27 protein-coding genes are annotated in these 22,941 nt (G+C 45.7%); 7 read left to right on the forward strand and 20 right to left on the reverse strand.

The annotated features are described in order from the left end of the window. Window positions 1-9: 9 nt before the first annotated feature. Window positions 10-1,554 (reverse strand): DHA2 family efflux MFS transporter permease subunit, encoded by a 1,545-nt coding sequence (locus FZD51_RS18155; RefSeq protein ID WP_148976056.1) that lies wholly within the window; start codon window positions 1,552-1,554, stop codon window positions 10-12. 182 nt (window positions 1,555-1,736) lie between these two features. Between FZD51_RS18155 and FZD51_RS18160 the strand changes: the two genes are divergently transcribed. Beyond that, window positions 1,737-2,627 (forward strand): TetR/AcrR family transcriptional regulator, encoded by an 891-nt coding sequence (locus FZD51_RS18160; protein ID WP_148976057.1) that lies wholly within the window; start codon window positions 1,737-1,739, stop codon window positions 2,625-2,627. Between the two features lie 42 nt (window positions 2,628-2,669). Here FZD51_RS18160 and glsA read toward each other — a convergent pair whose 3' ends face one another. The 3 genes from glsA to rlmD all read right to left on the reverse strand — a co-directional run bounded on the left by glsA (window position 2,670) and on the right by rlmD (window position 7,091). Beyond that, the gene (gene glsA / locus FZD51_RS18165) at window positions 2,670-3,599 is read right to left on the reverse strand and encodes a glutaminase A (RefSeq protein ID WP_148976058.1); all 930 of its coding nucleotides are present in this window, start codon (window positions 3,597-3,599) and stop codon (window positions 2,670-2,672) included. Window positions 3,600-3,764: 165 nt separating this feature from the next. Further along, entirely contained in the window at window positions 3,765-4,997 is a 1,233-nt protein-coding gene (locus FZD51_RS18170) for a Fic family protein (RefSeq protein ID WP_148976059.1), read from the reverse strand. Between the two features lie 714 nt (window positions 4,998-5,711). Continuing rightward, complete coding sequence (rlmD, locus tag FZD51_RS18175; RefSeq protein WP_148976060.1) at window positions 5,712-7,091, reverse strand: 23S rRNA (uracil(1939)-C(5))-methyltransferase RlmD; 1,380 nt, start codon at window positions 7,089-7,091, stop codon at window positions 5,712-5,714. Window positions 7,092-7,716: 625 nt separating this feature from the next. Between rlmD and FZD51_RS18180 the strand changes: the two genes are divergently transcribed. Further along, a complete protein-coding gene (locus FZD51_RS18180; RefSeq protein WP_148976061.1) occupies window positions 7,717-8,046 on the forward strand; it encodes a hypothetical protein in 330 nt (109 codons plus the stop codon). A gap of 240 nt (window positions 8,047-8,286) precedes the next feature. Here FZD51_RS18180 and FZD51_RS18185 read toward each other — a convergent pair whose 3' ends face one another. The 4 genes from FZD51_RS18185 to FZD51_RS18200 all read right to left on the reverse strand — a co-directional run bounded on the left by FZD51_RS18185 (window position 8,287) and on the right by FZD51_RS18200 (window position 10,916). Continuing rightward, a complete protein-coding gene (locus tag FZD51_RS18185) occupies window positions 8,287-9,216 on the reverse strand; it encodes a diacylglycerol kinase (RefSeq protein WP_148976062.1) in 930 nt (309 codons plus the stop codon). Window positions 9,217-9,479: 263 nt separating this feature from the next. After that, window positions 9,480-10,094 (reverse strand): TetR/AcrR family transcriptional regulator, encoded by a 615-nt coding sequence (locus FZD51_RS18190; RefSeq protein WP_148976063.1) that lies wholly within the window; start codon window positions 10,092-10,094, stop codon window positions 9,480-9,482. Beyond that, window positions 10,095-10,655, reverse strand: a complete 561-nt coding sequence (locus FZD51_RS18195; RefSeq protein ID WP_262380981.1) for a GNAT family N-acetyltransferase — start codon at window positions 10,653-10,655, stop codon at window positions 10,095-10,097. It abuts the gene before it with no gap. A gap of 12 nt (window positions 10,656-10,667) precedes the next feature. Continuing rightward, window positions 10,668-10,916, reverse strand: coding sequence for a hypothetical protein (locus FZD51_RS18200; protein WP_148976064.1), 249 nt, complete (start codon window positions 10,914-10,916; stop codon window positions 10,668-10,670). A 261-nt stretch (window positions 10,917-11,177) separates the two neighbouring features. Here FZD51_RS18200 and FZD51_RS18205 point away from each other — a divergent pair, with 261 nt between their 5' ends. After that, the gene (locus tag FZD51_RS18205) at window positions 11,178-11,762 is read left to right on the forward strand and encodes a hypothetical protein (protein WP_148976065.1); all 585 of its coding nucleotides are present in this window, start codon (window positions 11,178-11,180) and stop codon (window positions 11,760-11,762) included. A 6-nt stretch (window positions 11,763-11,768) separates the two neighbouring features. Here the strand turns inward: FZD51_RS18205 and FZD51_RS18210 are convergent, their stop codons facing one another. Together FZD51_RS18210 and FZD51_RS18215 are read right to left on the reverse strand one after the other, a co-directional pair. Then, window positions 11,769-12,287 (reverse strand): spore coat protein, encoded by a 519-nt coding sequence (locus FZD51_RS18210; protein ID WP_187445814.1) that lies wholly within the window; start codon window positions 12,285-12,287, stop codon window positions 11,769-11,771. A 96-nt stretch (window positions 12,288-12,383) separates the two neighbouring features. Continuing rightward, a complete protein-coding gene (locus FZD51_RS18215; RefSeq protein WP_148976067.1) occupies window positions 12,384-13,739 on the reverse strand; it encodes a TrkH family potassium uptake protein in 1,356 nt (451 codons plus the stop codon). A gap of 163 nt (window positions 13,740-13,902) precedes the next feature. Between FZD51_RS18215 and FZD51_RS18220 the strand changes: the two genes are divergently transcribed. Further along, window positions 13,903-14,088, forward strand: a complete 186-nt coding sequence (locus FZD51_RS18220; RefSeq protein ID WP_148976068.1) for a hypothetical protein — start codon at window positions 13,903-13,905, stop codon at window positions 14,086-14,088. 40 nt (window positions 14,089-14,128) lie between these two features. On the opposite strand, the gene FZD51_RS18225 is transcribed toward FZD51_RS18220, so the two are convergent. The 6 genes from FZD51_RS18225 to FZD51_RS18250 all read right to left on the reverse strand — a co-directional run bounded on the left by FZD51_RS18225 (window position 14,129) and on the right by FZD51_RS18250 (window position 18,409). Then, window positions 14,129-15,073 carry a LiaI-LiaF-like domain-containing protein gene (locus FZD51_RS18225; RefSeq protein ID WP_262380982.1) on the reverse strand — a complete coding sequence of 315 codons (945 nt, stop codon included), beginning with the start codon at window positions 15,071-15,073 and terminating at the stop codon, window positions 14,129-14,131. Between the two features lie 40 nt (window positions 15,074-15,113). Further along, window positions 15,114-16,214 (reverse strand): hypothetical protein, encoded by a 1,101-nt coding sequence (locus FZD51_RS18230; protein ID WP_148976070.1) that lies wholly within the window; start codon window positions 16,212-16,214, stop codon window positions 15,114-15,116. Further along, window positions 16,214-16,684 (reverse strand): hypothetical protein, encoded by a 471-nt coding sequence (locus FZD51_RS18235; RefSeq protein ID WP_148976071.1) that lies wholly within the window; start codon window positions 16,682-16,684, stop codon window positions 16,214-16,216. Before FZD51_RS18235 ends, FZD51_RS18230 begins: the two co-directional genes overlap by 1 nt. Beyond that, complete coding sequence (locus FZD51_RS18240) at window positions 16,681-17,256, reverse strand: RNA polymerase sigma factor (RefSeq protein WP_148976072.1); 576 nt, start codon at window positions 17,254-17,256, stop codon at window positions 16,681-16,683. The genes FZD51_RS18235 and FZD51_RS18240 overlap by 4 nt, the downstream gene beginning before the upstream one ends. A 119-nt stretch (window positions 17,257-17,375) precedes the next feature. Then, window positions 17,376-17,924: a cysteine hydrolase family protein gene (locus FZD51_RS18245; protein ID WP_148976073.1), complete on the reverse strand. Its 549-nt coding sequence runs from the start codon at window positions 17,922-17,924 to the stop codon at window positions 17,376-17,378. Then, window positions 17,924-18,409, reverse strand: a complete 486-nt coding sequence (locus FZD51_RS18250; RefSeq protein WP_148976074.1) for a carboxymuconolactone decarboxylase family protein — start codon at window positions 18,407-18,409, stop codon at window positions 17,924-17,926. The genes FZD51_RS18245 and FZD51_RS18250 overlap by 1 nt, the downstream gene beginning before the upstream one ends. 122 nt (window positions 18,410-18,531) lie before the next feature. Here FZD51_RS18250 and FZD51_RS18255 point away from each other — a divergent pair, with 122 nt between their 5' ends. Both FZD51_RS18255 and FZD51_RS26265 read left to right on the forward strand, forming a co-directional pair. Then, window positions 18,532-18,969 (forward strand): Lrp/AsnC family transcriptional regulator, encoded by a 438-nt coding sequence (locus FZD51_RS18255; protein WP_148976075.1) that lies wholly within the window; start codon window positions 18,532-18,534, stop codon window positions 18,967-18,969. 52 nt (window positions 18,970-19,021) lie between these two features. Then, the gene (locus FZD51_RS26265) at window positions 19,022-19,177 is read left to right on the forward strand and encodes a hypothetical protein (RefSeq protein ID WP_187445815.1); all 156 of its coding nucleotides are present in this window, start codon (window positions 19,022-19,024) and stop codon (window positions 19,175-19,177) included. Between the two features lie 68 nt (window positions 19,178-19,245). Here the strand turns inward: FZD51_RS26265 and FZD51_RS18260 are convergent, their stop codons facing one another. Both FZD51_RS18260 and FZD51_RS18265 read right to left on the reverse strand, forming a co-directional pair. Continuing rightward, on the reverse strand, window positions 19,246-19,410 hold the full coding sequence (locus FZD51_RS18260) for a DUF3934 family protein (protein WP_009792524.1): 165 nt from the start codon (window positions 19,408-19,410) through the stop codon (window positions 19,246-19,248). Between the two features lie 111 nt (window positions 19,411-19,521). Beyond that, window positions 19,522-20,067 (reverse strand): hypothetical protein, encoded by a 546-nt coding sequence (locus FZD51_RS18265; RefSeq protein ID WP_148976076.1) that lies wholly within the window; start codon window positions 20,065-20,067, stop codon window positions 19,522-19,524. A gap of 152 nt (window positions 20,068-20,219) precedes the next feature. Between FZD51_RS18265 and FZD51_RS18270 the strand changes: the two genes are divergently transcribed. After that, window positions 20,220-21,353, forward strand: a complete 1,134-nt coding sequence (locus tag FZD51_RS18270; RefSeq protein ID WP_148976077.1) for an NAD(P)/FAD-dependent oxidoreductase — start codon at window positions 20,220-20,222, stop codon at window positions 21,351-21,353. A 41-nt stretch (window positions 21,354-21,394) separates the two neighbouring features. Here FZD51_RS18270 and lepB read toward each other — a convergent pair whose 3' ends face one another. Together lepB and FZD51_RS18280 are read right to left on the reverse strand one after the other, a co-directional pair. Next, the gene (gene lepB, locus FZD51_RS18275) at window positions 21,395-21,946 is read right to left on the reverse strand and encodes a signal peptidase I (protein ID WP_009792527.1); all 552 of its coding nucleotides are present in this window, start codon (window positions 21,944-21,946) and stop codon (window positions 21,395-21,397) included. Between the two features lie 104 nt (window positions 21,947-22,050). After that, entirely contained in the window at window positions 22,051-22,845 is a 795-nt protein-coding gene (locus tag FZD51_RS18280) for a class I SAM-dependent methyltransferase (protein ID WP_148976078.1), read from the reverse strand. Window positions 22,846-22,941: the final 96 nt, after the last annotated feature.

A 22,941-nucleotide genomic window follows, 5' to 3' on the forward strand; every position in this document is an offset into this window, starting at 1 on the left:
TTTTCTCTATTAGTTTTCAGCCAGCTTTGGTGCAGTCTTTTCCTGTGCAGATTTTGCTTCAGCTGGTTCTTCGGCCGGCCTGGCACGCTTGATGAAGAAGGCAAGCACAAGGGCAACACCAGCAATGAAGGTTGCCACAAGGAAAGCATCATTGATGCCTTCAAGCATGGCCTGCATGCCGATCTGCTGCTCCATTTGGGCAAGCGCAGCTTCTGTCGGCTGGACGCCGGCATTTGACCCTGCCGACTGCTGCAATGCATCAGCAGCAATTTCTTCAGCATGGGTTTTGGTCCGCGTTGACATGATTGTCACAAGCAATGCCGTGCCAATCGCGCCAGATACCTGGTTCAATGTGTTATTCATCGCTGTACCATGCGGGTAATACTGGGCTGGCAGCTGATTAAGGCCATTAGTTGATACCGGCATCATAACCATGGACATCCCAAGCATACGGACAGAGTAAAGAATGATCAGATTTGTATAAGTTGTATCAAGAGTAAGCTTTGAGAACAAGTAAGTCGTTACTACAGTGATCGCAAGTCCGATGATCGCAAGCACGCGTCCTCCGAATTTATCGAACAAACGGCCGGTAATAGGCGACATGAATGCCATGATGATGGCTCCAGGCAGAAGCAGAAGACCTGCATCCATAGGCGAGATCCCGCGAAGCGTCTGCACATAAATCGGCAGAAGGATCATCCCGGAGAACAGCGCCATATTAACTACCATCGTAATGGCTGATGATAAAGCAAACATCGGATATTTATAAACCCCAAAGTTCAGCATCGGGCGCTCCTGCTTTGTCTGGCGCAGGATGAAAATAATCAGCGAGATAACACCCACTGTAATCGTTACATACACATGCGGGCTGTCCCAGCCCTTGTCCCCCGCGGAGCTGAACCCGTAAAGGATTCCGCCGAAACCGATGCTGGACAGGATAAGAGACAGCATATCCAGGCGGATATTCACTTTTTCCTTCTTATCCTTCAGCAGGAAGAAACCGATTAGCAGAACTACAGCCGCAATTGGAGTAATGAAGTGGAACAGCATTCTCCAGTCGTAATGCTCAATGATCCATCCTGACAGCGTAGGGCCGATTGCAGGTGCAAACATGAGGATCAGTCCGAATACACCCATCGCCGTTCCCCTTTTTTCAACAGGGAAGCTGATAAGCATAACATTCATCAAGAGCGGCATGAGAATAGCCGACCCTGATGCCTGAAGCATCCTTCCAGCCAGCAATACTGCGAAGATATCCGCAGTTCCTGCCAGTACAGTACCGGCTGTAAATAAAAGCATGGCTGCAAGGAACAGCCTGCGTACAGAATATTTTTGAATAAGGAAAGCAGTTGTCGGGATTAGAATTCCGTTTACGAGCATGAAGCCGGTAGTCAGCCATTGAACGGTTGATGCACCGATTTCAAGCTCCTTCATGATGGAAGGCAGCGCGATATTCAAGAGCGTATTATTCAAGAAAGCAATAAAGGCCCCAATCATCAGAACCGCGATCATACCGTACGGCGGCCTGCCTGTATTATTTATTTTTTGTTCCATTTTTTCCTCCTATACTTTAAGTCCAATATATTGGACTCCTGTTTCACAAAACATATCATATACCATCGGTACAAAGATTGCAATCCCAAAGTATCGTTGAAATAACTGGATTTGTTTTGGCATAATAAATGGTGTACTATAAAATATATACAGGCAGTATACTACTTAAAAAAGGTGATTTTATGAATGACAGGAAACAGCATGTGATCAAAATGGCACACCAGCTGTTTATCGATAAAGGCTTTCAGGCCACCAGCATTCAGGATATCCTGGAGTACAGCGGCATCTCCAAAGGAACCTTCTATAATTATTTTCCATCTAAGAATGAACTCCTGATTGAAATGGTCAGAAGCATCTATTCCCAGCTGGAAAAAGAACGCAATGAACTGCTCATCGGCCAGGATCCTGCCGATATAGATATATTCATCCAGCAGATCGAGCTTCAGCTGATAACGAACCGAGCGAATAAGCTGATCGCCCTTTTCGAAGAAGTCTACATCTTAAATGATGAAGACCTGAAGGAATTCATCAAACGCGGACAGCTCCGCATGCTGCGCTGGCTGTACCAGCGGTTCATCGATCTGTTCGGCGAAAGCAAGAAATACTATCTTCTTGACTGCTCGATCATATTTCTCGGGATCCTTAACCAGAACCTGAAATATCACACAATTGCGAATGAAGTGAATGCCAGCATCCACCAGGTGGTACAGTACAGTGTAAAGAGAATTGTGAAAATGGTTGAAGAGGTATCCAGTACAGAAGACCAGCTGTTTCAGCCTGAGCTTCTGGATAAATGGGCGCCAGACTGCAGACACCCAAATCCCGGCTTCCAAAAGGATCTCCACCACACGGTCCTCACGCTGAAAAAAGCAATCAACAAAGAAGAGCCTAAATATGTGGAGCTTCTTGATTTTATACAGGAAGAACTTCTAAGATCCAAGAATCCGAGAAGGTTTTTGATTGAGAGCACAATGGTCTCTGTTAAAACAAGCGGTCTGTTCAATGCAGAAGATATTGAAAAACTTGAAGAGCTGATCTCATCCTTTTTTGACCAGATCATGGAACCCGCATAAGCCAGAAACCCGCTGAGTTACAGCGGGTTTTTTATTATTGAATTAAAACATGCTTAAACTGTAATTCTTCGACAGCAGTTCCAAAAGCCGGATCCCTGCAATGCTGTTTCCCCTCTCATCAAGGGCCGGCCCGAAGATGCCAATGCCAAAACGGCCAGGAACCGCACCCATGATCCCTCCTGAAACACCGCTTTTCGCCGGGATCCCGATTTTGATCGCAAATTCGCCTGAGGCATTGTACATGCCGCAGGTTACCATAAAGGTTTTGCAGATCCGCGCGATATCCCTTGGCATGATTTCCACGCCTGTCCGCGGATCTTTCCCATCCAGCGCAAAAACGAGGCCGATCCTCGCCAGGTTCAGGCAGTTCATTTCAATTGCACACTGCCTCGTATATAAGTCGAGCAGATCTTCTACATCTTCCTGGATGACATCATGCTGCTTCAGGAAATAGCAAAGCGCCCTGTTCAGATCGGCTGTCCTCAATTCCGACTCTGCCACTTCCCGGCAATAGCCGATCGTTTCATCATCTGCGAGCCGCCGCACAAAACCAAGCAGCCTTTCAAAACGCTCATCCGGAGAACTTCCTTCCACCATATGTGTAACGACGAGCGCCCCTGCATTGATCATTGGATTCAGCGGTTTGGCAGGCGCCATAGTCTCAAGCTTGGCAATCGAGTTGAACGGATCGCCCGTCGGCTCCATCCCGACACGGTCGAACACATAATCAGGGCCCCTTTCCATTAAAACATAGGCCAGGCTGATTACTTTTGACACACTTTGAAGCGTAATCTTTTCCTCAACATCACCGGCAGAGACGCATTCGCCGCCAGGATATTGAATCGCAATGGATAAATCCCCCGGATCCGCCTTACCAAGCGCCGGGATATAATCGGCCACCTTTCCGTGCACCGTCTCCTTACGCGCTTCCTCAACCAGTTTTTTCAATTCATCACTAGAACGGCATGCCATTTTCATCACCCGTTTTAGTATTGGTCAGAGCGTTTGGAAGTATGTGAAAAGGCAGCCTGGTTAGGGCTGCCTTGGTTGTATGGGTTATTGGTCTTTTAGGGTGATTTTGCTACGCTTCACAATGTGTTTAGTGGTTGCGGCAACACATGAGTGCTGGTGAGGTTACTAAATTACATCAACTTTTAAAAGGTTCTCAAGCTGATCACTCAAGGAAACTTCTATAGGTCTTTGTTTAATAAATTTAATATATCCTTGTCCTTCCAATGTCTTTAATTCTTTACGTATGACGTAATCGGTTATCTCCAAACCCATCTCTAATTCCTTTTTAGACATTCCAGTCCCTTCAATCCCAAAGATAATATGCTGGCCCAGGATGTACACTATATTTCTTCCTAGATCACTAACGTCTTCAATATTGTGTATTAGTTCCTGTAACTGCTCCATTTTCTCTTTCTTCTCAGACAAATCTTTCAAGATATCATTTTGGGCGTTGTGGATTATTTGAAAGAAAACTTCACAAAAATAAGTTAATTCTCCTTTGTTTTTTGGATCATTGCATTCGGAGAAAGCATCATAATAAAATTGTTTTGATTTATTTGTTGAGTATGAAAGTGTGAGTGCAGTCAACTTATCCAATTCATCAATTAGATACATACTGCTAATATATCTGGACGTACGTCCATTACCATCATAAAAAGGATGTACGTATCCAAAGTAATAATGAGATATAGCAATTTTGTATAGCATAGGAATAGGTACATTATTAAGGAAATTTATCATAATTAACAGATGTTTTTTTATTGATTCTTCCGGATAATTTCCTCTGTGCACTGTCTTTCCAGTAGAAGTGACAACATCTACTATTTCCTTTCTAAAAAGTACACCATCCAATTTATCTTCAGATTTTACTTCCTCTTTTACTAAGCGATCGTATATGTCTCTAATTTGTTCGACTGATTCAATAACAGTTTTAACTTCGGAGAATAAGTTAAAATAAGTTTTCATTAAACTTAAATGCCTTACTTTTTTCTTAGGATTATCCTTCTTTACTACAATTTCAATTACCGTCTCCATTTCAGCTTTAGTACTATGAACACCTTCAATTTCATTAGTACTTAGCAGTTCATCAACTAACTTTGCCTTAATATATTGATTTATAGCAATTCTAGGCAAGTCATCCATTATAGACTGAATTAATTTACTTTGTTTAAAAATTTGCTCATGTAACAGATCAAGCGCAGGATGGTTTACATAAAAACACGAATACTCTTCTTGAAAGTTATATGGTTTTATTTGAAAAGGTAAATCAATGGTTCCATAACTGTTAATCCTCTTTTGATACTCATTTCTGTATTTTTCTAAATCCTTATAATATAGTTTCGATAATAGTTCGTACATAACTCACCTCTATTTATTAAATTATAGGTTTTTTTGAATTTGTTTTATGTATTATATGTTATAACCAAAAAATATTGCAAATATTAATATCTACAATTAAATTTCACTTTTCTAATTAATAAATTCCTCACCTTTTTCATTTACCTTCCTTAACGCATTGCGATATACAAAAATTCGCAATTAATTATCCATAAAAACCCAACCTTTCTAATAAATGATAGGTCTGGTGAGCTGAGCAGATACAGAAAATTAGGTAGCAATCATTAGGCAAGATCTTTTTTGCTGTTTACGACCGGCTCCTTGCAGTAACTAAGCCCGCATGCTTCATGGAAAGAATCACTGGCCTTTATCAGTCGAAAATTTAGCGAACAACTGTATGCGCGTTTTGAAATCTAAAGACAAGGTGAACAGATTCAGGTAATATACAGCAGCGTCATCAAAGTTTGCAGCTTTATAATAAAGTATGTACGTAATATAACCTCCTCTGTATTTGAATCTTATGATGATTCAAATACAGAGGAGGTACAATTTTCATTTTAGAAGTCAATATATTGTCCTTAAGGATACGCTTAGTGACCTGCTTACCTTACATTTGACACTTCAAATACTAAAATTAATAGTTGAAAATTAACCTGCCATTTAGATGAACAATTCACATCAAATACCTCTTTGTTAATCCATTGTAGGAAACATTAAAAGGCAACACCCATAGGGTTAGTTGCCTTCATTTAATATTAATTTTGCCACGGCTTCACAATGCATCGTCTGCGGGAACATATCAACCGGCTGGACTTCCTCTGTTTTATAACCGCCGTCTTCAAGGATCCGCAAATCGCGGGCAAGTGTGGCCGGGTTGCAGGAAACATAGACCACTTTTTTCGGCTTCATGCTCAGAATCGTCTGCAGCAAGGCTTCATCACAGCCTTTGCGCGGCGGGTCGACAACCAGGACATCCGCCTGGTTTCCTTCCTTATACCAATCAGGAATGACTATTTCCGCTTCTCCTACTGCAAATTCCGCATTTGTTATCCCGTTAAGAGCCGCATTGCGTTTGGCATCCTCAATTGCCTCAGGCACGATTTCCACTCCAAAGACCTTCTTTGCCTTTTGAGCGAGAAAAAGAGAAATAGTGCCGATTCCGCAATAAGCATCTATGACACTTTCTTCGCCTGAAAGGTCCGCATATTCGAGTGCCTTCTCGTAAAGTACCTTCGTCTGCTCCGGATTGACCTGGTAAAAAGAGCGGGCTGAGATGGCGAACTTGATATCGCCAATATAATCGTATATCACTTCTTCACCCCAGATCACGCGGGTGACGTCCCCAAAGATCACATTCGTTTTCTTCGGGTTCACATTATGGACGATCGACTTGATCCCTTTTATGCTCGCTGCAATTTCCTCGGTGATTTTTTTCCGGTTTGGAAGCTCATTGGTCCTTGTAATCAGCACGACCATCACTTCTCCGGTCACAAGCCCATGCCTCGCCATAATGTGGCGGAGCTCACCTTTATGGCGCCCTTCATCATAAGCCCTGACTCCAAACTTGGCGCAGATTTCTTTGACTGCTTGGACAACTTCATCATTCTTTTCCTGCTGGATCAGGCACTCTTTCATATCAATAATCTGGTGAGAGCGCTGCTGATAAAAGCCGCCGATCAGGCCTCCTTCATGCTCGCCGATCGGCACTTGTGCTTTATTCCGGTATCTCCACGGCTCACTCATCCCGAGAACTGGATGAACCTTCACATCCTCAAGCTTCCCGATTCTTGTAAGCACATCACGAACCTGCTTTTCCTTTGCCAGCATCTGGCCCTGATAGCTGAGATGCTGCAGCTGGCAGCCGCCGCACTCCTTATAAATCGGACAGGGAGCAACGACACGGTGCGGGCTCTCTTCATAAATCTCCATCAGGCGTCCAAACCCGTACCCTTTATTCACCTTCGTCACCTTCACCTGGGCCCTCTCGCCAGGCAGTGCGTTCGGCACAAACAGCGGATAGCCGTCCACCTTCGCGACACCAGCCCCGTCATGCGTCAAATCTTCAAACATTACATCTATATAATCATTCTTCTGAACTGGAACAGTACCCTTCATCACGTTCGTCCTTTGCTGTGTTAATTTCCGTGGCTCTATTGACTAGCAAGATTGTACCACAAAGGCTGTGGGAAAGCGAAGGCAGGGAGATTTTTGGGGATGAGGGGTTGGCTGGGGAGCTGGGTTTGGAGGTTGGGCGGAGTGAAGTTGCTAATATATTGAAGAAGTTGCTAATAAAATCGGAAAGTTGCTAGTATATGGGAAAAGTTGCTAATAAAACAGGAAAGTTGCTAATAAACTTGAAAAGTTGCTAATAACCAGAATGTGCGGCCTGCTTGCAGAGTCCCCCGGTCTGAGAACAGTCGCAAATATATGCCGAATGCCGCAAATAAAACTGGAAACTCGCAAATATACCCAAATAGTCGCAAATAAAATTCAAATCCCGCAAATATATCCCAAATCCCGCAAATAACCGCCTCCCCACTCACATTCTCCTCCAGTAGAAACCAAACGCAAGCACATGAAAAACAAACAAAATTTCCCCGCACTTGATACAGCAGTAAAGTAAACCTTTTCATCCCCAAATCGCATCAAAACTGGGGATTTTGTCAAAACTTTTTTGTTTTAAAACATGAACAAAGGCGATATGATGGTAATATTCTATTTGGCGAAGGGGTGTGAGAAGATGAGAAAGGCGAGAGCTGTTTCAGCACTGCTTCTAATGACAATCATGTCATTTTTGTTCGTTCATTATCAGCCAATCCATCAGGATCACCAGCCCGTCCATGAAAGCAAGGCAGCCCTTCTCGGAGAAACCGGGGAATCATTCCAGCTGACTGCGGATGAAAAGCACGAACCTTCCGCATTACCCGGCAGTTCCGCTGTTATCCTGCTGGCAGCTATCATGGTATTCCTGGCTGTCCGCCATCTTGCTTTCGCACTTCATCATTTTTTCCTGAAAAGCGTCTTTTATCAGTCCAACTATGTGGACCGTTCTCCTGCATTGTTCAGCTAAAGCTAAACAAACAATAAGGAGGACAATATTATGTGGATTCGATTCTTAATGATCGGCGCTTTTTCATTAACAGCGTCTACTCTGTTTCTTTACCAGGGAATGGAGATTTACCACGCAATTACTGATTTGATTAAGCATAAAGCATAAATAAATGAGACAAGGCGCGGGGGCTTTTCCGCGCCTTTTATAAAACTAAAACAAAAAAAACAGGGAAGAGACACCAAGTCTCTTCCCTGTTTCTTATTCCTCTGCCGTTTCGTACGGCCGGTCTTCCTTGCGGATTTTATCGATCGGCACAAATACTTCAAGGTGGCGGTAAAGATTGACGAATTCAGCTGGAAGCAATCCGCCGAATTCTCCGTCCAGGTTCAGCTGGACTTTTTCTTTTGAGGTTACTTTTATCCGGTTGGCCTGTGTATAGATGACATGGGGATCATGGATATGCTCTCCTCTTACTGCCATGGATGCAATCCGGATGAAATCGGCGAGGTTCGTCTTTTTCAGGATCAGCAGGGAAAACAGCCCGTCATTGATCGACGCATCCGGGGCCAGGCGTTCAAAGCCCCCCACCGAGTTGGTGAGCCCGACCAAAAAGAGCATGGCTTCACCTTCATACAGTTTTCCATCGTATTCAATGCTGACTTCCGTGGATTTGATCGACGGCAGCATTTCAATGCCCTTCAAATAATAGGCCAGCTGCCCCAGCATGGTTTTCAGCTTGCTCGGCACTTCATACGTAAGCTCGGTCAGCCTTCCGCCGCCGGCTATATTAATGAAATATTTATCATTGAACCGGCCGATATCTACAGGGATCGTATCGCCCTGTATGATGATATCAACTGCAGCCTGTACATCGCGGGGAATATGGACCGCACGGGCAAAGTCATTGGTCGTGCCGCACGGAATGATGCCCAGCTTCGGCCGGTACTCCTGCTCGGCCATCCCATTGACCACTTCATTGATCGTTCCGTCTCCCCCGGCTGCTATGACCAAATCATATTTCCTTTCCACAGCAACACGTGCAGCCTTAGTGGCATCACCCTCGCAGGTTGTAGCATGGCATGAGGTTTCGTAGCCTGCTTCCTCCAGCTTCTGCAGCACCTCAGGCAGATTCTTCTTGAAAATTTCCCGTCCAGAGGTTGGATTATAAATGATTCTTGCTCTTTTCATACCCATCATCCTATTAATAAAATTAACGCTCAATTCAAAACTGTCCATCACTTTTTCCTTAATATAGGAAATAAGCTTCCTTCACAATTTTAACACCATACAGTTTGAAAAGCATAATTTTACCCTTAATTTTTTCGTTTATGCACCTTGGCATTATACCCCTTTTGGCGATAATTATCCTTTCTCTGCACCTGCTGCTGAAAAAATAAAAAACCTGCCGGCGGCAGATTTTCGGGAATATTCCGATGAGGTATTTTTCAGCCTCATCCACTCTTAATATATGACATCATAAACTGCTTAAAGGTCTGAAAAACTTCTTCTGAAGGAAAATCATCAAAGAGGATGCGCTGGATATTCGTTCCGTCAACCACCACCCAGAACATATTGGCGATAAGGCGGGAATCTGTTTCAGCTGCAAACTCTCCCGACTCCTTGCCTTCTTCTACAATCTTGAGGATAAGGTCAATAAAGAATTGATTGCCTCGCTGTTTCAGCACTCTGCTGATCTCCTCATTCCGCGAAGAATGAAGTGTAAATTCATAGTGGACGACGATGTAATCTTTCATGTCTTTATCAGGCCTTGAGCGGCTGTAGCGGTCAAAAAGATAAGAAAGCCTGGCACCGGCGGAATCAAGTGCCTCGATTTCCTTCAGGAGGCGGTCATTGGCTTCCTCCGTCTGCTCCATCATAAGGGTGATATAAATATCATCCTTGCTTTTAAAATAGTTGTAGATGGCACCCTTGCTGATGCCCGATTCTGCAACGATGTCGTCGATGGATGCCGCCTGGAAGCCTTTCCTGGCGAAGCATCTCAGCGCACTGGCCAAAATCTCCTTCTTCTTATTCCGTTTATACTCCTCTGATACAATCGGAGGCACTCAATTCCCCTCCCTGTTTGTGCTCATAGGACGGAACTCATGCCTGAGAATGCCCATGATCAGATTGTCGTAGTAGACTCCATTCCAAAGCAGTTCTCCCCTGAAAGCCCCTTCCTTTACAAATCCCAGTTTTTCATAAGCCCTGATGGCGCGGCTGTTATACTCATACACATTGAGATACACGCGGTAAAGGCTGAGCACTTCAAAGGCATAGTGAAGCAGAAGCGAAATGGCTTCAGTTCCAAGCCCCTTTCCGTAATGCTCTTTTTTATAAAGGGCGATCCGGAGGCTGGCATTTTTGTTGATATAATCAATTTCCGTCAGAGCCAGATCCCCTATAGCAGCTCCTGTCTCTTTGTCTGTTATCACAAGATCGATCCTTGATTTGTCTCCAGCAAAATTCTTATAGGCTTTTTCAAGGCTGTCTTCTGTAAAAAAGGTCTGTGTCCCCGTAAGCTTCCTGAACTCAGGATCCAGGAGGGCCTGATAAATATGGGTGCTGTCTCCTTCTCTAAAAGGCCGCAGACTGACCCGGGTTCCTGTGAAATAGTTTTCCATCATGCAAATTCCTTTCTATCCGCAGCTTTTTGCACGCTTTTCCATCAGCACGGCAAAAAGTTCCCCATGCTCTTTGGTAATAGCAGCATCTTCATCTATCAGCCCCTCTTTTACCAGTTCTGTTCTGATTCTATCTAAGAACAGCTCCTTAATCGCTCCTGACCGGCAAGGCTGGATATGCCCGGAAAGCTCCCATATCCATTCTTCCATATGGATGCTCTTGCTTGTTTTCTTCATCTCACTTGAGATTGTTCTTCTGCTCATCCTTCTCACCCGCTTTTCTAAAAAACCTTATAAGTTACCAAAAATCAATGTGAATTTAAAAATAAACTACTTAGTTTATTTAATTATAAGTAGATATTTTTAAAAATTCAAACATTTTATCTTGGTATCTATTTAGAAGCTTGCAGCGGGAACATCCTGCACACTTGTCTGCTTTTGATTACCCACAGTTTCCAGGACGAAACTTAACTCTCTTTTTAACGTATATAAAGATATACATCAAGGCCGGATGGAGGTTTGTTTATGAAGAAAAAGAAACTGAATCTCAAAAAAAAGATCATACATAAACCACAGTCTGCCTCCGAATGGCTGACCGCCATTTCAGGGGCAGGATGTCTTCTGCTTTTAATAGGTTCGTTCATCCTATGGGGTGCTTCTGAATTAATGGAGGATTTCATATGGTCCCAGGTTCTTGGTTCAATAACAGCTGTATCAATGTGCCTGTGCTTCGGCCTGGCACTTTTGGCGGGCGTTTTGGCTGCAGACAGCTGGCCGTTCAAAATTTTCTTGCTTATTTTTACTGTGGTCTTCCTTTCGACCGGCGTGTACTTTGTAAATGAGGCCCATTTGCTCTACAAGGACAGGGACGCCTACGAAAATAAAGAATTCGAAATTGTGGAAGGCATTCCTGCCGGGGTGGAATACGATGACCCTGAAACTGGAACTGAGTTTGTAATGGAGCTTATTTTTGACGACTTAATTGTGGACGTCTATGCCATGGATATCAGCAGGAGCTATTATGAAGAACGGCTGGAGGGCAGGAAGCTGAAAATCGCCTACCTCCCAAACAGCCATTATGCGGTAAGATGGTGGAATTTAGATGAGTAGGGAGCCTTATTCTCCATACAGCTCTTTGAATCGGCGAACAGCTTCTTCCTGCTCCCTTCTGTTTGAATCGGGGGCGTATTCCCAGCCCTTTTCCTTAATCAGTTCACTGTATCTTTCCTGCATCCCTGTCTGCTGAAGCGCCATCTGTATGTGAATGCGGCGGACATTCGGGGTTTTCATATCAAGTGCCGAGCTGAAATTGGTGCCGGCCATCGACTTAGCCGTGTTTCTCGCTTCCAGGGCCATTTCCTGATCGCTCAACCTGCCCTCCGTATCAGTACATACCATTTCTAATGGTTTCAGTTCCTGAAGGGCGGCTGCAGTCACTCCTTCATTTGTCTCTGGATCTATCAGCCTGATCATCACATTTACATGGTTCTTCATCACCACAGCCTGTTCATACAGTATTTGTTTCAGCTTCTCATCCTCCGCAAGGCAAAAATACATCTCCAGCTTTCCAAGGACACCTTTATGCACCATTAAATGCTCTGACATCAGCCCAAGATCTATCGCTTTTATAATCATTTCAATCCCCCCAATTGTATATATAGTTATATATTGAAAAGATATCCCATTCATGAACAAAAAAGGCAGCCCGCTTTCGAAGCAGGCTGCTGTATGTTATCCAATTATGATTTTTTCCTTCGGATAATGATATCTTTCCTTGTTCGGGGTTCCCCTGATCAGGAACAGGAAAGACAGGATGCCGATCCGCCCAATGAACATCAGCAGGATGATGATGATTTTCCCTGCATCCGTCAGATCCGCTGTAATCCCCATGGAGAGGCCGGTTGTCCCGAATGCAGAAGCCACCTCGAATGCAATCTGCAGAAAGGTGAACTTCGGATCAGTGAAGGTAAGCAGGATGACTGCCGAGCTGCAAATCAGGATGGCGGTTGCGAACACAATGTAAGATTTGATTACATCCTCCTGCAGGATTTCCTTTCTAAACACTTTAATATGCGTATTGCCCTTGGCATATGTGTAGATGCTCAGCACCATGATGGCGAAGGTGGTTGTCCTGATTCCTCCGCCGACACTGCTGGGAGAAGCGCCGATAAACATCAGGATAGAGATAAAGAACAAAGTCGGCTCTGAAAAATCGCTGATATTCATGGTTGCTAGCCCCCCATTCCGGGTTGATACAGATTGGAACAGCGCGTAGAAGAAGGATTCATGCCACGATTTATCAGCAAAGAAATGATTATACTCAAAAAGGCAGATAAACGCAGTACCCAGTACAACCAGCAGAAAGAAGGTCACGGTCGTCACTTTGGTAAAAAGGGTGAACTTATACGGAATTGTACCGCGATGCCGTATAAATTCTCGTATCTCAATCAAAACAGGAAAACCGATGGCCCCGACAATCAGCAGGATGATGTTAATGAGCTGCACAAAATAATCATCAGCAAACGGGATCAGGGATTGCCCTGTAATATCGAAACCCGCATTGGTTGTTGCACTGACAGAGGCAAAGAATCCCTGAAGGAAAGCCTCCTGCCAGGTAGGAAAATACCTCAGGAAATGAAAGCCAAGAATGATGGCGCCAATTAATTCAATGGTGATAAAGATAACAAGAATACGCCTGATGAGCATCACCAGTCCAGCAAGATTATACTGATTCTGATCAGTCATGATCAGCTTCCTTTTTCTTAACCCGATTTTCTTTCCGACAAGCAGCCAGAAAAAAGTGCCAAGCGTCATAATCCCGATTCCGCCGAACTGCAGGATGAAAGCAAAGATAAAAGTGCCTGGCACACTGAGGATCTCGCTGACATTCACAGTGGAGAGGCCCGTGACGCTGATGGCGCTGACTGAAGTAAAAAAAGCATCTATAAAGGACAGTTCAACGCCTTCCTTCAGGGTGATCGGCAGCTCCAGCAGTACAGCAGAAAGAACAACAGCAAATAAGTAGAACAGAACGATCAGCTGCGCGGAAGATAATCGCTCCAGGACTTTTTCAATAAATGTCTTCATATTTCACCAACGTTATGTAAGAGTATTAGTCTCTTCAGTATACCCAATTTTCACCCTGCTGTTAATTCCTGCCTTGTTAAGGTTCCCGTAAGGTTCTGTTCACAGCGCTGAAATTTCCGGCCTGTATACTTGTGAAAAAGACATTATGGGAGGAAATAAGATCATGCACCATTTATTGCTTGCAGCACTCATTATTCTGGCGGCTGCATCCAGCTATATTTTCCGAGATGGGCTGACAGACCGCTCTCTAATGGTTTCCAGCATGCTTGTCATCCTGAATATTGGCATGTACATGCGGGCGAGGGCTAAAAAAGAAGCGATCAAAGGCAGTTCCGCCCCAGAAGTATAAGGACAATAAAAAAGATGCAGGGCCCAATCGGCCTTGCATCTTATTCTGCAGCTGTATTCAAACTCACACTATAGCTGCTGGAAATGCTGATCCGGTGCTCTCCGCTGCCAGACTGGTAGGTTGCATCCTTTCCGCCGCTGCTGGAATCTGCATATCCTTCTTCACCAGAGGGCTTTTCTTCTTTTGTCACCTTCCAGTCTCCCTCACTGCCCTGAAAATCCTTTATATCAAAGGCATTTACCTTCAGGCTGCTTTCTTCCTGGATATACAGGGAGACATGGGATACCTGTTCAACACTCCAGTCGCTCATCAGCTGCCTCGGCTTCATGGTCACTGTGTTGCCGCTTCCTGTGACTTCAAGCTTTACGCCCATAGGAATAAGGAGCGTGGCATCCATGGAGGCATAGCGTTCAAACGGTCCCGCTGTTTCATTCGGAAGCTCTTTGACCGTGATATAGAGCGAGTCGCCATTCCGGTGGGAGCTGACATAATCTGAGGGCTTTGAAACCAGGTTTTCATTTTTGCCAGTCATCGCTCTGTATGTGCCGAACATGGAAACATCTTTTCCGGAAGCACCTTCAATAGTGATCGGGGAATTTCCGGTCTGGACAATGATCCTCTTGATGCTTCCATCCAGCTTTTCGGTGAACTCTGGCAGATCCATCGTCCGCTCTTCCCTGCTCACCACATCATCTAATTTATCCAGTATCCCCGTTGAACTGACTGCCGCAAATCCGATGCCGGCTGTGCCGAGAATGCCGACAAAGAGAATGCTGAGAAAATCATATTTCAAATAAGGCTTTTCCTGTTTGGAAAAAAGCAGGAACAGCAGGATTTCCGCTCCCAGAATCACGAGGATGATCGGCCACCATGACATCATGGCATAGCCGAAATCCATATCAAGCATCCGCGAAAGCAGCAGGAAAACCCCAAGGAAAAGCAGTGCCGCCCCCATGGAAAATGTGCCAACACGCCATGTCCTCATTCCTTCATTCCGCCCTTCGTTTTTCTCATCCGTGCCCAAATTAATCAACCGCCTTTTCTTTTACAGATTTGCTGCCAAGAAGGAGGCGCAGCCCGCCGCCGATCAGCAGGATGCATACAATGCCTGTCTGGAAGTAGCGGTCAAACCAATAGCGGATATCTATATCGATCATGTCGTACAGCATCGGCGAAACCGCAGGAAGGACGATGCTTGTTGTCAGATAGTACAATCCCACAAGGACCAGTCCGATCCCCACCCATTTCTGATGATTGATGAAATATGAAATGATGGGTGTATCCTCCAAAGGCTCATTCCCGTATCTGGAAGACTTCTGCAGTCCGTCGAAGAAGCTGTAGAACCAGATGATCGGGATCAGGAACAAGAAAATCCCCAGCCTGAGCACATCCAGGATATAAATGGAGAACAGGAAGGCAGCCATCAGCTGAATGCCCCGCCGCTGCAGACCGAGATACAGATGGCCTGCTCCCGGAAAGATGGACAGGAAGGTAGCAATAGATTTGCTTTTCTTGCCTTCATCCCGCTTCGACTCGAAATCCTCCATAATCGTACGGTCCACCAGCTCTTCTCCCCGATGCTTCCGGTTCAGCTGCTGCAATGCATCAAAGAAGCCGTAAACCCAAATGACCGGCAGGATCGCCCAGAATACAAGGAATTCACTGCGATGGGTCAGCACTGACACAAACAGCACCATCACCCCCAAACCAAGAAAAGCGGTCAGGAGCGTAAGCCCCCGGTTCATCAGGCCAAGCTGAAAGTGCCCAAGACCTGGCACAAAGGACAGGATGATGGTAAAAAAGCGCTCCGACTCCTGGCTGGCTGCCGGCTTAGCTGATCCAGCAGCCCCGCTGCCATCCGTAAAGGCTGTGCCGCCCTGCTGGTAGAGCTTTGATGCAGTGATGGCTGTATCAACAAAGTTCACAAAATAGATCAGCAGGCCGAACAGCGCAAAAACCAATGGCCCATCCCCGTAAACGTACATGCTGATCAGAGCAACCGTTAGAATCATCAGCCCGAACACAGCCGCTGTATAAAATAAACCTCTAAGGGTCTTTCCCAGATAAAGCAGGCCTCCCCCAGGGAAAAAAGCTAAAAGAAAAGCGATAATCGGATTTTTCTTCATTATTTATTTGCCTCCTTATTCTTCTTCTCGATCGTATCCATCCAGGCAAAGGTTTTATCCACAAGCCCTTCTGTCACAGATGTTTTCTTTTCCTGGAAATCCGGGTCCTGAACAGCTCCAGCATACTGGGTGATCGACTGGAAAACACCGGTCGTCATGAGCAGGATGGTCATTGCCGCTGCAAGGGAATAGTGGAACAGCGGCGACTGGTAGAATGGCCTGCGCTTCTTTTCTTCATGTATCCGGGGCTGGGCAGGCTCTATTGCTTCTGCCTGGATTTGCGCCATCACCAGGTCGGTGAAGCCTGAGCCGCTTTCCATTTGCGGCAGCTCTATTACCGCCACTGCCTCCAGATAGACGTCGAGGCACTCATCACAGCTGTATAGATGATCTTCATAAACTTCCCTTTCCGCCTCTGCCAGTTCATTATTCGCATACCGCTTCCACTCTTCATACGTAAAGTGCTTCATGAGAAATCATCCTCCTTCCAGTGCTTCCTCATCCAAAGACGAGCCCTGTAGAGCTTTGTCTCCACAGTCTTCACCTGGACATTCTGTTCTTCCGCTATTTGCTGATAGCTTTTTTCAGCTATATAAAAGTCATAGATCACATCTCGATAATTATCAGGCAGCTGGTGAAGCTTTTCTCTCACCCGCTTCCGCCTTTCCTTATTCATAACTTCGGCCTCTACAGCCTCTTTTTGGGTGCCGTGAAGCTCATATCCGGCATACTCAAGGGAATCCTCCCTGCGCCGGTCCCTCTTTCTTTTTACATCAATAGCATGATTGACTGCAATTCTGGTGATCCAGGTTTTAAAGCCCTGGTCCTCATATTGGGGGAGAGAGGAATAGATTTTTATAAACACTTCCTGGGCGGCATCTTCCGCTTCCTTCTGGTCCCTTAATACTGCAAAGATTGTCCGGAACAAATCATTGCGGTATTTTTCAACCAGGAGCCGGAAGGCATGCTCATTGCCGCTCTTTGTTTGCTGGATAAGAACTTGGTCGCTAATCTCTCTCTCCCCCTTTCTGGCAGCTTCCAACGTAATAGACGAAACCGGGATAAAAGACCCCTACAGGCTTTTCAAAAAAAAATTAAAAGTCCTTTTCATTCTATCATCCCCCATTCCGGATCCCACTGGAATCAAAAAATCCCGGCTGTTCAGGCCGGGATTTCCTTTAACACTTTTTCAGTTGTACACACTTCCGCAAACTCCCCATGGAGGATGGCAAGCTCTGTTTGATGGATATGCCCGGGAGGGAAGATGGTGCCGTCATGGCCTTTCAGTTCGAAGGATGCACAGGCATCCTCCGGCAGCCAGACCGAAAAGCCGAGATTGGCTGCCATCCGGACAGTGGTTGAAACACAATGGGGTGTGGTCAGCCCGGCAATGACAAGCTCTTTGCTTCTTAGATTTTTAAGCAAATCTTCAAGGGGCGTGCCGATAAACGCACTGTTGACGCTTTTCTGGATAATGCTTTCCCCGGCTGCAGGCTTCACCTCTTCCTTGAATTGATGGCCGATGCTTCCTTTAAAAAATAAAGACTCCCTGCTTTGGGAGGTATGCTGGACGTGAATCACAGGCAGGCTGCAGTTTCTCCAATGCTTTAAAAGCCCTGCAGCTTCTTTTTCCGCACCAGGATTATTCCGCTCGCCCCAGGAAAGATCCTCGAATGCCTTCTGGATATCAACCAGCAGCAGGACAGCCATCAGGCACCCTCCTTCCCTAAAGAACAAAAATCGTATAAATCAAGGCTGACAATCATTTTATGATAGCCATCAAAAAGATTGATGAGTGCCAGCAGCTTCATGATTTCCTTTTCATCATAGGAATTTTTCAGCCATTCCAAATCAGAGTCTTTTAAATGGCGCGGATTGGATCTGTAGGTTTCCAGAAAAACAAACAGCTTCCGGTCCCAATCAGAGAAATCCGAAAAATCGTTATGCTCCACAGCGTAAGCGATGGCGCCATTCTGCTCTATGCCGCTGGTATACGAGAGGCTCATGCATGCCGCACATCCATTTATATTAGCCAGATATAAACGCACCTTCTCTTTTACATCCACGCTGATTTCGTCCTCATTCCACAGCTGCTCATACAGGGCATCATACAGGGAGGCCACTTCAGGCACATAAGCCAGCGCTTTTTGAAAATTGGTCTCACCCTGTTTTTCATTCAATTTGATTCTTGGCATTTGCAACTCCTCCTTCCTCTTTTATAATAGAAGGAATCAGGATCATAGTGAAGAATTTATGATATATGTTTATCCATTTTCTCTTTACAAATGAAATCCGTTTTACATTAGGAGGATTACAAATGATAATCGACGAGACAGACAAGCGTATTTTGCAGGAGCTGGAGAGAAACGGCCGGCAATCAATGAGGGAGCTGGCAAAGAAAGTAAACCTCTCAGCGCCTTCAGTCACAGAACGCGTCAGACGCCTGGAAAGTGAGGAAATCATTAAAGGATACACCATTTCCATTGACTATAAAAAACTCGGATATGGAATTGAATGTTTTGTAGAAGTCACCTTGCGGCAAGGAGATTATCAGAAGTTCAGGGAAAAAATGGCTAAGGTCCCCAACGCGGAATTCTGCTCCCGTATAGCCGGCCAGGCCTGCTATCTCGTCAAGCTGAGACTGAAAAAGCTTGAGGATATTGAAGAATTCATCAATGAAATTACGCCCTATGCAGGAACAGTCACCCATATCGCCCTGTCGGAGGTGCCTGTGAACAGCTTCTTCCTGGAATAGGCGCATAATCCATGGATAGCATCGAATCCTATAAACACAGGAGGTGCTTTTTATGGAAAAACAAGAGAAGGACAAAAAAATCGGGGAAAAAAGTGAATCGATGAATGCGATGGATCAGGGACTCAATATCATTTCACAGGCATTCAACCGTGCAACGGGCGTTGATGAAGGAAATGACGGCAGAGAGGATCAGCAGGATTACAAATAACTGCAGAGGTCTTTATGAAGGAACAAATAAAATAGAGCCAGAAGAATTTCTGGCTCTTATCCCCATCCTTAGTCATTCCCGCCGGAATCCCCGGATTTCCCTTGATTTTTTGTGCCTTTACTTTTATATGGCTTGGCGCTTTTTGCTTTCTTGGCACCCGCCTGCCAGCGGTTCCACCCTTTTTTTCCAGTACCGCTGCCAGTACCGCTTTTTCCTTTTTTTGCTTTGGTCATCAATAATCAGCTCCCATGTAACTGTGAAGCGTTCTTCCTGCCAACACACGTTTCCGCAGCAAGGCTTGCACATGAACATTAGCATACCATATCAGGAGCCTGCTAAGCGAACTACTTCAGCATCTCATTGGCCATTACAGTCAGCTCCTTTTTATGCTGATCTTCCGGAATGGCTTTGTTATTGTACATAATGGTGTACTGAACCTTATCCCTCAGAAAGGACAAGGTGTTTCCCTGATACATGCCCTCTGCCCCTCCTTCAAGGTCCACTGGTTCGGAATTGGGCTGCTCGGAGGACTCGACCGGGTAATCAGCAAAAACCATCAGCAAGTAATCCTCTTCTTTGCTTTTCGGGAAGGCTCTGAATTCCGCCTTGATTTGTTTACCGGTATGGTTCATATCCATAATGCTCGGCGGCTGGAACCCCTCCCCGTCAAATGGCAGCTTTTTCGGTAGCTTCATTTCAAACGGAAGTGCATCGAGCCCCTCTTCAACAGTCTGCGCTTCATATGTAACAGGAATTTTTTTGGCCTGTTCTTTATTCACGTCGGCCATTTCCACTTTTGTCAGGTTATCTGTATCCAGTTTTCCGCTCTGCATATTCTGGCAACCTGCAAGAAGGCTTGCGGCAAGGCCGACCATGAGGAGTCTTTTCATCTATTGTCACTGCTTTCTTGTAAGGATGCTTTTATTATATCACATAAAAAACATATTTTTCCAGATTCTATAAATATGCTCTATGCACTTTTTACAATTAAGCCGACAGGACGGTATACTATAACTAAATTTCATTATAAAGGATGCAGGCTATGAAAAATTATATCGTAATAGGCGCAGGAATATTGGGCGCCTCAGCTGCCTACCACCTGGCAAAATCGGGGAAACGGGTGATTTTGGCGGACCGGAATGAAAAAGGACAGGCAACTGCCGCTGCTGCCGGCATTGTCTGCCCATGGGTATCGCAGAGGCGCAATAAAGATTGGTACCGGCTTGCTAAAGCGGGGGCACGCTATTATCCGGAGCTCGTGAAGGAGCTCGAGGAACGCGGCGAGCCGGATACAGGCTACAGCAGGGTTGGTGCCCTTATCCTGCACAAGGAAACCGATAAGCTTGAAAAAGCGGAAGAGCGGACATTGAAGCGGAGAGAAGAAGCACCGGAAATCGGGGAAGTCACTCTTCTTACCCGGGAACAGACAGCTGAGGCTTTCCCTCCGGCTGATAAAGAGTTTGCAGCAGTACATGTCAGCGGAGCCGCCCGGGTAGACGGCCGGGCACTGAGGGATTCTCTTATCCGTGCGGCAGAAAAGGAAGGGGCAGTCTTTCTCGAGAAGGATGCTTCACTGATCTATGAAGGAAACCGGGTGACAGGCATCCTTGCCGGTCAAGAACAATGGGAGGCAGATGCTGTAATCGTCTGTGCCGGCGCATGGGCAGCAGAAATATTCAAGCCGCTCGGCATTGAAATGGATGTCAGCTATCAGAAGGCCCAGATTGCCCACCTAAAGCTTCCGGATGAAGCAACTGACAGCTGGCCTGTCCTTATGCCCCCCGGTGACCAGTATCTGCTTGCCTTCACCGGCGGACGGATTGTTGCAGGGGCAACCCATGAAAATGATGTATCCGGTTTTGATGCGAGAATCACAGCCGGAGGCATGCAGGAGGTCCTTGCAAAAGCCCTCTCTACAGCTCCCGGCCTGGCGGATGCCAGTCTGATAGAAGCCAGGGTCGGTTTCCGCCCCTTTACTCCCGGCTTCCTTCCGGTCATCGGAGCTGTCCCTGGGTGGGAAGGCCTGTTCACTGCCAACGGGCTCGGTGCGTCCGGCCTGACGATGGGGCCGTTTCTTGGACAGCAGCTTGCAAAACTGGCATTGGGGCATGATACGGACATTGATCTCAATCCTTATCACGTTCAAGGAGCTTTAAAGGATCAAAAAAGCGAGTGACAGGAAAAGAGCCCGGCTAATTAGCAGCCGGGCTCCTTCTTTTATGGTTTCTCAGGATTTCCTATCCGATTGAGCGGGAAGTAGCGGAACTTGGCTTCCCCAACGACAGACTCATCAGAAATGAATCCAAAGCTTCTGCTGTCATTGCTGTTCAAACGGTTATCGCCCATCACAAAATATTGATGCTCCGGCACGACAAGCGGTCCAAAATTTTCTGTCAGATGCTCAATGCCGAACTCTGCCGCTTCCTTGCGGTTTTCAGCCAGATATGGTTCGTCCACTTTTTTCCCATTCACAAAAAGCTGGTCGTCCTTCACAGAAATTTCATCCCCTGGCAGACCGATCACCCTTTTTATATAATCATCCTCGGAATCAGGCGAATGAAATACAACTACATCCAAACGCTCAATCTTGCTGAGCTTGGTCACGATCACTTTATTCTGATTCTGGAAGGTCGGCATCATGGAATCGCCCTGGACAGTCACCGGCGCAAATATAAACTGGCGGCAAATAAACGCAATGACGAGCGCGAGGGCAATCGATTTGGCCCATGAAATCCATTCAGACTTTTTGCTGTTCCCTGCCATGGTCATTCTCCTCTCAATCACTATATGAATCTATTATAAGCGAAAAGAAGGGCATATGCACATTTCGGCTTGAAAAAGCGCTCCGTACTGAATGTCCTCCATCAGTCACTTTACCGGATTCCCTCCTGAAGAATAGCTATAGTGCAGAAATGCGCAATCCCGTGTGAGGCACTGGCCCCATAGTGTGCCTCCAGCTCTTCTTTCAGGCCCTGCAGCAATCCATCTCCTTCCTCTTTTGAGAGGTCCGCCAAATAGGATAAAGAAGCGACTCTGTCCAGCCATTCTTCATTGGTGAAATGGACATCGTATGGAAGCGCATACAAATCCTTCAGCCCGAACCCTGCCTCTTCCCACTCATGGAACCACTCTACAGGAAATCCATTGATTCTTTGGCTTGACTCTGCCTTGCTTCCGGCAGGTTTAGGCTCTACTCCTTCTTTCTTCAAAAAATCAAAAGTGATTTCCACAAGTCTTTGGTCTGTTTTGAATCCTGTATCTGCCACAATCAGGTGACCCTTCGGCTTAAGAATCCTGGTGATTTCCCTGAGGGCCTCTTCCCTGTCAAACCAGTGCCAGGCACGGAGCACCGTCGCCATATCATACTCAGCCCCGTCAAGGCCTGTATTTTCTGCAGTTCCTTTTTTATACGGGATTTCAAGATACTTGTCCCGGCTGATCCCGGCGGCTTCCTGCAGAAGCTTTTCTGAGGGATCGATTCCGACAGCGTCTGCTTTGCGGAAAATCAGCCTCCTTGTCAGCGCTCCTGTCCCGCAGCCCAGATCGGCCACTTTTTTGCCGGTAAAATTAATATTTCTTAGATGAAGGCTATCAAACAGACTATTTGGAACATCGTTCCGGGAACGTGCATATTCACTTGCCCTGTTTCCAAAATCAACAATACCCATTCCGCCACATCCTTTTTCAAAATATTAGGAATTTAAATCGGGGTATGCTCATTATATGGTAGAATGAAAGCAATTACAATTTCTCTCACTTTATTT

The organism is Bacillus infantis, from assembly GCF_008180445.1.
Lineage (GTDB): Bacteria > Bacillota > Bacilli > Bacillales > Cytobacillaceae > Bacillus_AB > Bacillus_AB infantis_B.